Annotated in this window: 11 protein-coding genes and 2 riboswitches; of the genes, 9 read left to right on the top strand and 2 right to left on the bottom strand. The window is 66.2% G+C overall.

The genetic code is table 11. The features are described from left to right. Positions 1-85 precede the first annotated feature (85 nt). Positions 86-649 carry a dCTP deaminase gene (gene dcd / locus ACM1PE_RS23970; protein ID WP_041654363.1) on the top strand — a complete coding sequence of 188 codons (564 nt, stop codon included), beginning with the start codon at positions 86-88 and terminating at the stop codon, positions 647-649. 4 nt (positions 650-653) lie between these two features. Here dcd and ACM1PE_RS23965 read toward each other — a convergent pair whose 3' ends face one another. Further along, positions 654-1,505, bottom strand: coding sequence for a GNAT family N-acetyltransferase (locus tag ACM1PE_RS23965; protein ID WP_419341160.1), 852 nt, complete (start codon positions 1,503-1,505; stop codon positions 654-656). 165 nt (positions 1,506-1,670) lie between these two features. On the opposite strand from ACM1PE_RS23965, the gene ACM1PE_RS23960 reads away from it, so the two are divergent. Continuing rightward, positions 1,671-2,912 carry a sensor domain-containing diguanylate cyclase gene (locus ACM1PE_RS23960; protein ID WP_059371305.1) on the top strand — a complete coding sequence of 414 codons (1,242 nt, stop codon included), beginning with the start codon at positions 1,671-1,673 and terminating at the stop codon, positions 2,910-2,912. Between the two features lie 10 nt (positions 2,913-2,922). On the opposite strand, the gene ACM1PE_RS23955 is transcribed toward ACM1PE_RS23960, so the two are convergent. Continuing rightward, the gene (locus tag ACM1PE_RS23955) at positions 2,923-3,441 is read right to left on the bottom strand and encodes a GNAT family N-acetyltransferase (protein ID WP_059371306.1); all 519 of its coding nucleotides are present in this window, start codon (positions 3,439-3,441) and stop codon (positions 2,923-2,925) included. 113 nt (positions 3,442-3,554) lie between these two features. Here ACM1PE_RS23955 and ACM1PE_RS23950 point away from each other — a divergent pair, with 113 nt between their 5' ends. The 7 genes from ACM1PE_RS23950 (at position 3,555) to gcvH (ending at position 11,396) form a co-directional block, all read left to right on the top strand. Further along, on the top strand, positions 3,555-4,007 hold the full coding sequence (locus ACM1PE_RS23950) for a hypothetical protein (RefSeq protein ID WP_059371486.1): 453 nt from the start codon (positions 3,555-3,557) through the stop codon (positions 4,005-4,007). A gap of 265 nt (positions 4,008-4,272) precedes the next feature. Then, positions 4,273-6,534 carry an arginine/lysine/ornithine decarboxylase gene (locus ACM1PE_RS23945; RefSeq protein ID WP_054451997.1) on the top strand — a complete coding sequence of 754 codons (2,262 nt, stop codon included), beginning with the start codon at positions 4,273-4,275 and terminating at the stop codon, positions 6,532-6,534. Beyond that, positions 6,534-7,736 carry an NAD(P)/FAD-dependent oxidoreductase gene (locus ACM1PE_RS23940; protein ID WP_419341159.1) on the top strand — a complete coding sequence of 401 codons (1,203 nt, stop codon included), beginning with the start codon at positions 6,534-6,536 and terminating at the stop codon, positions 7,734-7,736. The genes ACM1PE_RS23945 and ACM1PE_RS23940 overlap by 1 nt, the downstream gene beginning before the upstream one ends. A 149-nt stretch (positions 7,737-7,885) precedes the next feature. Next, positions 7,886-8,500, top strand: coding sequence for a superoxide dismutase (locus ACM1PE_RS23935; RefSeq protein WP_118931390.1), 615 nt, complete (start codon positions 7,886-7,888; stop codon positions 8,498-8,500). Positions 8,501-8,530: 30 nt separating this feature from the next. After that, positions 8,531-9,424, top strand: a complete 894-nt coding sequence (locus ACM1PE_RS23930) for a ZIP family metal transporter (protein ID WP_059371309.1) — start codon at positions 8,531-8,533, stop codon at positions 9,422-9,424. A gap of 55 nt (positions 9,425-9,479) precedes the next feature. Continuing rightward, positions 9,480-9,575: riboswitch (glycine riboswitch) on the top strand. Between the two features lie 35 nt (positions 9,576-9,610). Then, a riboswitch (glycine riboswitch) is annotated at positions 9,611-9,733 on the top strand. An 86-nt stretch (positions 9,734-9,819) separates the two neighbouring features. Further along, on the top strand, positions 9,820-10,920 hold the full coding sequence (gene gcvT, locus ACM1PE_RS23925; protein WP_118931389.1) for a glycine cleavage system aminomethyltransferase GcvT: 1,101 nt from the start codon (positions 9,820-9,822) through the stop codon (positions 10,918-10,920). A 98-nt stretch (positions 10,921-11,018) separates the two neighbouring features. Further along, a complete protein-coding gene (gene gcvH / locus ACM1PE_RS23920; protein ID WP_042795177.1) occupies positions 11,019-11,396 on the top strand; it encodes a glycine cleavage system protein GcvH in 378 nt (125 codons plus the stop codon). The last annotated feature ends 72 nt before the right edge of the window (positions 11,397-11,468 follow it).

Genomic DNA, 11,468 nt, shown 5'->3' with positions numbered 1-11,468 from the left:
ACGGTCCCGCCCGGCCCCTCGCCGGTGGCGCATCCGCACTCGGGATAAAATGGCGTCCACTCCATTCCCTAGCACCATTCCCACCATGAGCATCAAAAGCGACCGCTGGATCCGCCGCCAGGCCGAAGCCGGCATGATCGAACCCTTCGAAGCAGGGCAGGTCCGCACGGCCAATGGCGGGCGCATCGTCAGCTACGGCACCAGCAGCTACGGCTACGACGTGCGCTGCGCGGACGAATTCAAGATCTTCACCAACATCAATTCCACCATCGTCGACCCCAAGAATTTCGACGAAGGCTCGTTCGTGGATTTCAAGGGCGACGTCTGCATCATTCCGCCCAACTCCTTCGCGCTGGCCCGCACGGTCGAGTATTTCCGCATCCCGCGCAGCGTCCTGACTGTCTGCCTGGGCAAGAGCACCTATGCGCGTTGCGGCATCATCGTCAACGTCACGCCGCTGGAACCCGAATGGGAAGGGCACGTGACGCTGGAATTCTCGAATACCACGCCGCTGCCGGCCAAGATCTATGCCGGCGAAGGCTGCGCGCAGATGCTGTTCCTGGAAAGCGACGAAGTCTGCGAGACCTCTTACCGCGACCGCGGCGGCAAGTACCAGGGTCAGCGCGGCGTGACCCTGCCGCGCACCTGAGGCCTCAGCCTGCGCGCCCGGATACCGGGCGCAGGTAGTCGATATCCCACTCGCTTTCGCCCGTCTGCACGAACCCGTGCCGGCGGTAGAAGCGGTTCGAGTCGCTGCCGCGCAGCGCGCCCAGGCTTACCGCCAGGCCCAGGCGGTCGGCCTCCAGCAGGATCTTGCGCATGACCTGTCCGCCCAGCCCCGAACCCTGGGCGGTGGGGCGGATGTACAGATGATCCAGGCGCAAGCCGTCGCCCTCCGGGCGCAGCGCGTAAAACCCGATACGTTGGCCGTCCTGCTCGATGGACCAGGTATGTTCCGGCCGGAACGTGCTGCGCAGCCGCGAGCGCGCGCGCGCCGGGTCGAAACGCCCCAGGCGCTCCAGGCTTTCACGCATGGCTTCGATGCGCAGCGCCAGCAGGTCTTCGAAATCGGCTTCCGAGACCGGCGAGTATTGCAGCGGCGGCGTGGCGAACTCGTCGTAGCCCCGGCCCAGGAACTGCAGGATGCAGATGCCGTGTCCGTAGGGATCGCTCAGGTGGGCGATGCGGCCCCAGGCATGCGAGACGGCTGGATCTTCCAGGCGCGCGCCGGCGGCCACCGCCTGTGCGACCGCGCGGTCCGCGTCCTCCACCACCACGTCCAGATGCACTGGCGTCCAGTGCCGCGCATAGTCGCGCGGCTGGCGCATGGCGCCGGCGGCTGGCGTGCCCGCAGCCTTTTCCAGCAGATAGATGGGCGCCTCGGCCCCAAGCATCTCGGCCGCTTTCGGTCCCAGCCGGCGTCGCAGTGTCAGGCCAAAAGCGCGGTGATAGAAGTCGATGGCGTGTTCGAGATCGGGCACGTCGATGTTGACCAGGATGCGCATTGGGGATCCGTCTGCTGAGTGAAGGCGAAAAACATATCATGGCCGCGGCGCCCGGTGTTACTTGCAAATCCGCTAAAGAACATCGCCGCCGCGTCCGTAAATGACAGTACATGTGTTTGCCGATTTGGCGACGTCATCTCCGCAAGCGTAAAAAAGCCCCGACCCGTGCGTTACCCCCATATCCCCTGGCTGCCTTTGTTGTTCTATCCTGCGCTGCCGGTGGCCGCCGCGGTGGGGCTGCTGCTGTGGCGCGAATGGCCGCCGGCCTTGACGCAGATCGTGCCGTTCGTGCCTTGGGTGATGGCGTTGATCGGCGTGGCCGTGTGCCTGATGTACCAGCGCGCGCAGACCATGGTGCTGATGCTCAGCGTGCTGGCCGCCACGGCGGCTTGGCCGGCGCTGGCCACGGAAGCACCCTGGGCCGTCGGACCGGCGCTGGCGTGGTGGTCGCTGGCTTACACCATCAACGCCCTGTGGTCCGAACGCTCCAGCATGCTGCTGGACCTGGCCGCTCGCATCGGCCTGATCGCCGCTGGCGCGGCCGCGATCGCGCTGGCCGGCAAGGACGGCGTGTCCGATCTGTTCGGCATGCTGTCCGTGCAAGGCAGGTTGGCGCACCTGAGCGTGCCGATCGAAGGGTTGATTGCGCTGCTGGCCACGGGCCTGACGCTGACCCTGCTGCTATTGCGCTATGGGCGTCCGCAACAGGCGGGGCAGTGGCTGGGCTTCGTGTGCATGGCGTGGGCCTTGCCGCGCGGGGCGGAACATCCCGTCGAACTGGCGCTGATGTCCACCGCCGCGCTGACGGCCCTTTGCATCTCGCTGGCCCATGAAGGTTTCCACATGGCGTTCCGCGACGAGCTCACCGGCTTGCCGGGCCGGCGCGCGCTGAACGAACGGCTGCAGCGCATGGGCCGCGTCTATACGCTGGCGATGGCCGACGTCGACAACTTCAAGGCTTTCAACGACACCCACGGCCATGACGTGGGCGACCAGGTTCTGCGCATGGTGGCGGCCCAGTTGCGGCGCGTGCCGGGCGGCGGCCGGGCCTACCGCTACGGCGGCGAGGAATTCACGCTGGTGTTCCCGGGCAAGACCGCGGCGGAAAGCATGCCGCACCTGGAAAGCGTCAGGCGCTCCATCGAGGCCTACCAGATGCGGCTGCGCGACAAGCCGGTGCGCCCCAAGGCCGACCAGATCGGCCTGCGCCGCCGTGGCGGGCGCGATGTGCGCAATGCGCGGCCGCTGCGGGTGACGGTCAGCATAGGCGTAGCCGAACGCAGCGACGCCCTGCGCGCGCCCGAAGCGGTGATCAAGGCGGCGGATCAGGCGCTCTACAAGGCCAAGGACGAAGGCCGCAATCTGGTGCGGGCCTACGGCACGCGGCGGCGGGCTGGCGCGGGCTGAGGCGGCGCCGCTACTTGCCGGCCAGCGGCAGCGCCATCAGCGCTTCGTCGTAGAGTTCACCGTTCACGCACAGCGCTTCTCGCTCGCGTCCGTATTCGGCAAAGCCCAGGCTCAGGTACAGCGCGGTGGCGGCCTGATTGTTGGCGGTCACGCTCAGCTGCACCTGGCGGATGCCGCGCATGCCTGCTGCATGGGCGATCGCCGCCTGCATCAGTTGCCGCGCCAGGCCCTGGCCGCGCTGCGCCGGCGCCACGTACATGCTCCAGATGTGCGCCTTGTGGCGCATCTTCAGTTTGCGCTGGCGGCCCACGCCGACCATGCCGGCCAGGGTCTCGCCGCAGAACACGCCAAACATTGCGCTGTCGTCCGAAGGCTGGATCCAGCCGCGGATATCCTCCAATGTCAGCGTGTGTTCCTCTTCGTAACTCGATCCGAACGATTCAGGGGTTTCCACCAGGGCGTCCAGGCGCAATTGACGCAGCGGCGCGGCGTCGGCGGGAACAAGGCGTCGGACGGAGATCGGGGACATGGTCGGCAAGTGTTGGGAATAGGGAACGTTCGGCGGTGGATTGGGCAGTATAGGGGGACACGCTGCCTATAATGGTCCTAACGCCGCTTGCGGTTTTCACAAAGGAGCCAATGATGTTCGGTTTCCTCAAGACAAACCAGGACGCCAAGCGCGACGAAGTCCAGGAAGAGTTCGTGGCGCGCGTGGCGGGTGCTGCGCAGGACTTCGTCCAGGCAGCCGGATCGGCCGGCGCCGTGCTGGATTACACGCCGTCCAGCGTCCATGCGCTGGACGAGGCGCTGGAGGCCGCCCATCTCGGGACCTTGCCTCTCACTCCCATGCAGACCGTCGGCGCCGCCGCCTACCTCTACGAGGTGGGACGCCGCGCGTATGGCGGTCTCTACGAAGTGTGCGACGACGAGGACCCGGTGGTGCTGGTCTGCGGCGAACCCGAAGCCGAGGTCTGCTTCGGCGCCATCGCCAAGGTCGAAAGGCGCATCCGCTACGGCTCCGCCGAGGCCATCCCGCCCTATTTCGAACAGTTCCTGATGGCCTTGCAGGCGGGCGAAGCCCGCACCATCCGCTAGCGTCCCGGCGCTTCGGGCGCCCGGTTTGCTCCCCGGCGCGGCCCGGCTCTCTGTGCTGAAAACGTCCGCTTTTGGCGCGATGACAACGGCCGTCCGGGCCATTCCGGGATTTCCCTTAGGACTGTAAGAAAAACAGCCCTACAATTCGGCCATTCCCGCCGCCCTGGCGGGTGCTCGCGCCGTCTGTCATCAGGCGGATTTTTACTAGAAGTACACTCGCGCCGCGTTACGCGTCCGAACGCGCCTTGCCCCCAGGAGCGCCTGCATGAAATTCCGCTTCCCCATTTTCATCATCGACGAAGACTACCGTTCCGAGAACGCGTCCGGTCTGGGTATCCGCGCCTTGTCCGCGGCGATCGAGGCCGAGGGCGTCGAGGTGATCGGGGTGACCAGTTATGGCGACCTGAGTTCGTTCGCCCAGCAGCAGAGCCGCGCCAGCGCCTTCATTCTGTCGATCGACGACGAAGAGTTCGACGTGGATTCGCCCGAGGACGTGGCCAGCGCCATCAAGAACCTGCGCGCCTTCATCGGCGAGCTGCGTTTCCGCAACGCCGACATCCCCATCTACCTGTACGGCGAGACGCGCACTTCCGAGCACATTCCCAACGACATCCTGCGCGAACTGCACGGCTTCATCCACATGTTCGAGGACACCCCCGAATTCGTGGCGCGCCACATCATCCGCGAAGCCCGCAGCTACGTCGACAGCCTGCCGCCGCCGTTTTTCCGCGAACTGGTCAAGTACGCGCAGGACGGCTCGTACTCCTGGCACTGCCCCGGCCACTCCGGCGGCGTGGCGTTCCTGAAGAGCCCGGTGGGCCAGATGTTCCACCAGTTCTTCGGCGAGAACATGCTGCGCGCCGACGTCTGCAACGCCGTGGACGAACTGGGTCAGCTGCTGGACCACACCGGCCCCGTGGCCGAATCCGAACTGAACGCCGCGCGCATCTTCCACGCCGACCACTGCTTCTTCGTGACCAACGGCACCTCCACCTCCAACAAGGTGGTGTGGCATGCCAACGTGGCCGCGGGCGACGTGGTGGTGGTGGACCGCAACTGCCACAAGTCGATCCTGCACGCCATTACGATGACGGGCGCGATCCCGGTGTTCCTGCGTCCCACGCGCAACCACCTGGGCATCATCGGCCCGATCCCGCTGGAAGAGTTCCACCCGGACAATATCCGCAAGAAGATCGAGGCCAACCCCTTCGCGCGCGAAGCGGTGAACAAGAATCCGCGCATCCTGACGCTGACGCAGAGCACCTACGACGGCGTCATCTACAACGTCGAAATGATCAAGAAGCAGTTGGGCAGCTATGTCGACACGCTGCACTTCGACGAAGCCTGGCTGCCGCACGCCTCGTTCCACGAGTACTACCAGGACATGCACGCCATCGGCCAGGACCGCCCGCGCAGCCAGGACGCGATGGTGTTCGCCACCCACTCCACGCACAAGCTGCTGGCCGGCATCTCGCAGGCCTCGCAGATCATCGTGCAGGAGTCCGAGACCCGCAAGCTGGACCGCAACGTCTTCAACGAAGCCTATCTGATGCACACGTCCACCTCGCCCCAGTACGCGATCATCGCGTCCTGCGACGTGGCCGCCGCCATGATGGAACCGCCGGGAGGCACCGCGCTGGTCGAGGAGAGCATCCGCGAAGCCCTGGACTTCCGCCGCGCCATGCGCAAGGTGGAGTCCGAGTTCGGCAAGAACGACTGGTGGTTCAAGGTCTGGGGCCCGAATCGCCTGGTTTCCGAAGGCATCGGCAACCGCGACGAATGGATCCTGGAATCCAACGATCACTGGCATGGCTTCGGCGAAATGGCCGAAGGCTTCAACATGCTGGATCCGATCAAGGCCACGATCATCACCCCGGGCCTGGACATGTCGGGCAGCTTCGGCGAAACCGGCATTCCCGCCGCGCTGGTCTCCAAGTACCTGACCGAGCATGGCGTGGTGGTCGAGAAGACCGGCCTGTATTCGTTCTTCATCCTGTTCACCATCGGCATCACCAAGGGCCGCTGGAACACGCTGCTGACCGCCTTGCAGCAATTCAAGGACGACTACGACCGTAATCAGCCGCTGTGGCGCATCCTGCCGGAATTCTGCCGCGACCATCGCCGCTACGAGCGCATGGGCCTGCGCGACCTGTGCCAGGAGATCCACGAAGCCTACCGCGCCCGCGACGTGGCCCGCCTGACCACCGAGATGTACCTGAGCGACATGGTGCCGGCCCTCAAGCCGTCGGACGCCTTTGCCCGCATGGCGCACCGCGAGGTCGAGCGCGTCGACATCGACAAGCTCGAAGGCCGCGTCACTGGCGTGCTGCTGACGCCGTATCCTCCGGGCATCCCCCTGCTGATCCCGGGCGAACGCTTCAACCGCACCATCGTTCAGTATCTGCAGTTCGCGCGCGAGTTCAACCAGCGCTTCCCGGGCTTCGAAACCTACATCCACGGCCTGGCCGACGAAGTGGGTCCGGACGGCGAAAAGCGCTACTACGTCGACTGCCTGATCGAAGACTGATGTTCGATGTAGCAGTACTCGGCGCCGGCGCCGCGGGCATGATGTGTGCCGCGGTCGCCGGCCAGCGCGGCTTGCGCGTGGTGCTGGTCGACCACGCCGAGCGCCTGGCGGAGAAGATCCGCATTTCCGGCGGCGGCCGCTGCAACTTCACCAATATCGGCGCCGGCCCCGCCAACTTCCTCTCCGACAACCCGCACTTCTGCCGTTCGGCCTTGGCGGGTTACACGCCGCAGGATTTCCTGGCGCTGATGAAGCGCCACCACATCGCCTGGCACGAGAAGCATCGCGGCCAGCTGTTCTGCGACGATTCCAGCGAATCCATCATCGAAATGCTGCGCGCCGAGTGCGACGCGGGCAGGGTGCAGTGGCGCATGGGATGCTCGGTGGCCGAGATCGGCCATGGCGAGCAGGGCTACGAGCTGCGCACCAGCCAAGGCCCGATCCGCGCCGCGAAACTGGTGATCGCCACCGGCGGCATGGCCATTCCCCAACTGGGCGCCACCGATTTCGGCCTGAAGATCGCGCGGCAGTTCGGCCTGAAGGTCGTGGAACCGCGGCCCGCCCTGGTGCCGCTGACCTTCGATGCCGAGCAATGGCGGTCCCTGTCCGAATTGTCCGGCGTGGCGCTGGAGGTCAATCTGCACACGGGGCAGGGCAAGGCGCGCGGCGAGTTCCTCGAAGACCTGCTGTTCACCCATCGTGGCCTGTCCGGCCCCGCCATTCTGCAGATATCCAGCTACTGGAAGCCTGGCGAACCCATCGTGATCGATCTGGCGCCTGGCCGCGATCTGGCGGAAGAACTGTTGGCGTCGAAGTCGGGCAACCGGCAGCAGCTGCATACCGTGCTGGCGGGCCTCTGGCCCAAGCGCCTGGCCGACCGCTGGCTGCACCTGGCGGAGCAGGGCGGCAAGTCGGGTCTGGCGGCGCTGCGCCTGGCCGACGCGCCGGACAAGACCCTGCGCGCGCTGGCGCAGGACATCCATCAGTGGAGCCTGGTGCCCAGCGGCACCGCTGGCTACAAGAAGGCCGAAGTCATGCGCGGCGGCGTGGACACGCGCGGCCTGGACCAGAAGTCCATGCAGGCCAAGACCGTCGCCGGTCTTTATTTCATCGGCGAAGCCGTGGACGTCACAGGCTGGCTGGGCGGCTACAACTTCCAGTGGGCCTGGGCCTCGGGCGTGGCCTGCGGCAAGGCGCTCTAGCTTCCCCAGGCGGGACAGGGCGCCGATAGGCCGGCGCTATGGCAGGTATTGGAAACCTGCCATTGTTATATCAAATAAAAATACTTATCATTTATGTTTTCGATATGGATCCAAGCCCTGAATCGGGGGCGGATCTCACGGAGACATGCATGGCCTATACCCTCCCGCCCCTGCCGTATGCCTACGACGCCCTGGAACCCCACATCGACGCGATGACGATGGAGATCCACTACAGCAAGCACCATCAGACCTACGTCAACAGCCTGAACGCCGCGCTGGAAGGCGCGGGCATCGTCACCAACGAGCCGGTCGAGTCCCTGGTGGCGCGGCTGGAGCAGTTGCCCGAAGCCATACGCGGCGCCGTGCGCAACCATGGCGGCGGCCACGCGAACCACAGCCTGTTCTGGTCGGTCATGTCGCCCGAGGGCGGGGGCGAGCCGGATGGCGCGTTGGCGTCGGCCATTGACTCCGAACTGGGCGGGCAGGCCGCCTTCCGCGATGCGTTCACCAAGGCCGCGCTGACCCGCTTTGGCAGCGGTTGGGCCTGGCTCTCGGTCACACCGGCCGGCAAGCTGGTGGTGGAAAGCAGCGCCAACCAGGACAGCCCCCTGATGCACGGAAACTCGCCCATCCTGGGGCTGGACGTGTGGGAGCACGCCTACTACCTGAAGTACCAGAACCGCAGGCCCGAGTACATCGGCGCCTTTTACAATGTCGTGAACTGGCCTGAAGTGGCGCGCCGCTACGCGGCGGCCCAGCGCTGAGCGCATCTCTCGCAAGGAGGGCAGCGGCACATGAATACCTTCAGCCGTCATCGCGTGCGGCCGGCGGCCACCAGCATCAGCGTGTGGACCCTGGCCGTATTGGTGGCCTGCCTGGGCCTGCACCAGCTGTGGGTCTATCTGGACGTGCGTGCGCCGCACGTGGGCGATGCCCTTCTGGGCGGACTGGTCGCAGCTGGCGCTACCGCCCTGGGCACCTTGCCCATCCTGTTCGCCCGGACCATCCCCCAGAAAATGCAGGACAGCATGTTCGGCTTCGGCGCCGGCGTGATGCTGGCCGCCAGCGCCTTTTCGCTGGTGGCGCCGGGCATCGCGGCGGGTCGCGACCTGGGTTATGGCCCCTGGGGCGCCGGCTTGACGGTGGGCGCTGCCGTGTTGCTGGGCGCGGCGGTGCTGCTGCTCATGGACCGTACCCTGCCGCACGAGCATTTCATCAAGGGCCGGGAAGGCATCGAGGCGCACCGCCTGCGCCGTACCTGGCTGTTCGTTTTCGCCATCACCCTGCATAACCTGCCGGAGGGCCTGGCCATTGGCGTCGGCTATGCGGGCAACGACGCCATGCGCGGCACCGCGCTGGCCACCGGCATTGCTATCCAGGACATTCCCGAAGGGCTGGTGGTGGCGGTGGCGCTGCTGGCGGCGGGCTACCAGCGCGCGTTTGCCGTGGCGCTGGGCATGCTGTCCGGCCTGGTCGAGCCGCTGGGCGCGGTCCTGGGCGCCGCCGTGGTGGGCTGGTCCGAGCCGCTCCTGCCCTGGGGCCTGGGTTTTGCCGCGGGCGCCATGCTGTTCGTGATCAGCCACGAGATCATCCCCGAATCGCACCGCAAGGGGCATGAGGTCTACGCGACCTGCGGGCTGATGCTGGGTTTCGTGCTGATGATGTTGTTGGACACGGCGCTGGGCTGAGGCCGCCGCAGGCATTCCCTGGCTGCGGCTTTCGTTGTATGCTTGCGCCGCTGTCACGCATGTTGCGGGAGAGAGCGGCCTGTACGTCCGGCCGCCGCCGAAGGCGCAATTCGCCCGGAATCGCTCAGGTAACCCATACCGCCCATGCTTGCCCTGTCCCGGTTTTTTTACCGCGCGGACGCGGCAAAACAGTACTCTGGAGAGACCTGGCGCCGCCCCTGAACTAGGGACATAGCGAGCAGCCCAGGCGCCGAAGGTGCAAACCCGCCATGCGGGGCAACTCTCAGGCAAAAGGACAGAGGGGCGGAAGATTCAGCCGTTGTACAAGCGCAACCCGCTTGGCACCACTGGCATTCCGTAACCCTGGCAACACTGCCGCCCCGGAGTTTCCGCGCATGTCCGCAACCCTCAAACGCACCCCGCTGGCTGAAGAACACATCGCCTCTGGCGCTCGCATGGTCGACTTCGGCGGCTGGGACATGCCGCTGGCCTACGGTTCGCAACTGGAAGAGCACCACGCGGTGCGGCAGGACGCCGGCATGTTCGACGTGTCGCACATGCTGAACGTCGACGTGGCCGGTCCGGACGCGTTCGCCTTCCTGCAGCGTCTGGTCGCCAACGACGTGTCCAAGCTGACCGTGCCCGGCAAGGCGCTGTACAGCTGCATGCTGAACCCGCAAGGCGGCGTGATCGACGACCTGATCATCTATTTCTTCGCCGCCGACGAATGGCGCGTCGTGGTCAATGCCGGCACGGCCGACAAGGACGTCGCCTGGATGCAGCGCGTCAAGCAGGCCGGCCAGTTCGACGTCGCCATCAACCCGCGCCGCGACCTGGCCATGGTGGCCGTGCAAGGCCCGAACGCCCGCGCCAAGGTCTGGGCCGCGCGCCCGGCCTGGCAGGCCGCCAGCGAGCCGCTGACGCCCTTCGTGGCCGCCCGCGTGGGTGACGACACCTTGGTGGCCCGTACCGGCTACACCGGCGAGGACGGTTTTGAAATCGTGCTGCCCGCCGCGGACGTGGTGCAACTGTGGCGCGACCTGGTCGCCCAGGGCGTGCGTCCCTGCGGCCTGGGCGCGCGCGACACGCTGCGCCTGGAAGCCGGCATGAATCTCTACGGCCAGGACATGGACGAGCTGACCCAGCCCGACCAGGCCGGCCTGACCTGGACCGTGTCCCTGAAGAACGCCGAGCGCCGCTTCATCGGCCGCGACGCGCTGGAACAATTCGCCACGCCCGCCACCTTCATCGGCCTGAAGCTGCAAGAGCGCGGCGTGATGCGCGCGCATATGGCCGTGCGCACCAAGGAAGGCACGGGCGAGCTCACCAGCGGCACCATGTCGCCGACGCTGGGCGTGTCGATCGGCTTTGCCCGCCTGCCGCAAGGCGTCAAGCCGGGCGACACGGTCGAGGTCGACATCCGCGGCAAATGGGTGCCCGCCCTGGCTTGCAAATTGCCGTTCGTGCGTAACGGCAAAGCGGTCGAACACTCGTAAACTCGAAGCTTCGCGCGAGCCGCCGGCCCCTGGGGCGACGGCCGCCCGCGCGAGGCGCGCAACACCATTCATCTACCCGCATTCCCTCAGGAGTTCCCATGAGTCTGCCCACCGATCGCAAGTACACCGAGTCCCATGAATGGGTCAAAGCCGAAGGCGACGTGTTCGTCGTCGGCATCACCGATACCGCCCAGGATCAATTGGGCGACCTGGTCTTCGTTGGCGACGTGAAGGTCGGCGCCAAGCTGAACGCCGGTGAAACCGCTGGCGTGGTCGAATCGGTCAAGGCCGCTTCGGACATCTACGCTCCCGTGGCCGGCGAAATCGTCGCGTTCAACGAAGAGCTGGAAAACAATCCCAACCTGATCAACGAATCGGCCTTCACCGCCTGGATCTTCAAGATCAAGCCGGTCAACGCCGCCGACGCCGACAAGCTGCTCGACGCCGCCGGCTACGAAGCCGTCGCCAACGGCTAAGCCGCCTGGCCGGAACGGGCGCGCAGGCGCCAGCCACGCGCCCGTTCCGCAAGATGCAATACCGTCCGTCCT

This window comes from Achromobacter sp. PD1 (assembly GCF_048541815.1).
In the GTDB taxonomy this organism is placed as follows: domain Bacteria; phylum Pseudomonadota; class Gammaproteobacteria; order Burkholderiales; family Burkholderiaceae_B; genus Achromobacter; species Achromobacter bronchisepticus_A.
Note: the sequence above shows the minus strand (reverse complement) of the source record. Positions and strands in the feature narration are given on the sequence as shown.

What these genes read in the sequence shown, in the direction of transcription:
- ACM1PE_RS23935 (WP_118931390.1), top strand. Translation starts at nt 7,886, where the DNA reads ATGGCCTATACCCTCCCGCCCCTGCCGTATGCCTACGACGCCCTGGAA.
- gcvT (WP_118931389.1), top strand. Translation starts at nt 9,820, where the DNA reads ATGTCCGCAACCCTCAAACGCACCCCGCTGGCTGAAGAACACATCGCC.
- ACM1PE_RS23950 (WP_059371486.1), top strand. Translation starts at nt 3,555, where the DNA reads ATGTTCGGTTTCCTCAAGACAAACCAGGACGCCAAGCGCGACGAAGTC.
- gcvH (WP_042795177.1), top strand. Translation starts at nt 11,019, where the DNA reads ATGAGTCTGCCCACCGATCGCAAGTACACCGAGTCCCATGAATGGGTC.
- ACM1PE_RS23955 (WP_059371306.1), bottom strand. Translation starts at nt 3,441, where the DNA reads ATGTCCCCGATCTCCGTCCGACGCCTTGTTCCCGCCGACGCCGCGCCG.
- ACM1PE_RS23930 (WP_059371309.1), top strand. Translation starts at nt 8,531, where the DNA reads ATGAATACCTTCAGCCGTCATCGCGTGCGGCCGGCGGCCACCAGCATC.
- ACM1PE_RS23940 (WP_419341159.1), top strand. Translation starts at nt 6,534, where the DNA reads ATGTTCGATGTAGCAGTACTCGGCGCCGGCGCCGCGGGCATGATGTGT.
- dcd (WP_041654363.1), top strand. Translation starts at nt 86, where the DNA reads ATGAGCATCAAAAGCGACCGCTGGATCCGCCGCCAGGCCGAAGCCGGC.
- ACM1PE_RS23965 (WP_419341160.1), bottom strand. Translation starts at nt 1,505, where the DNA reads ATGCGCATCCTGGTCAACATCGACGTGCCCGATCTCGAACACGCCATC.
- ACM1PE_RS23945 (WP_054451997.1), top strand. Translation starts at nt 4,273, where the DNA reads ATGAAATTCCGCTTCCCCATTTTCATCATCGACGAAGACTACCGTTCC.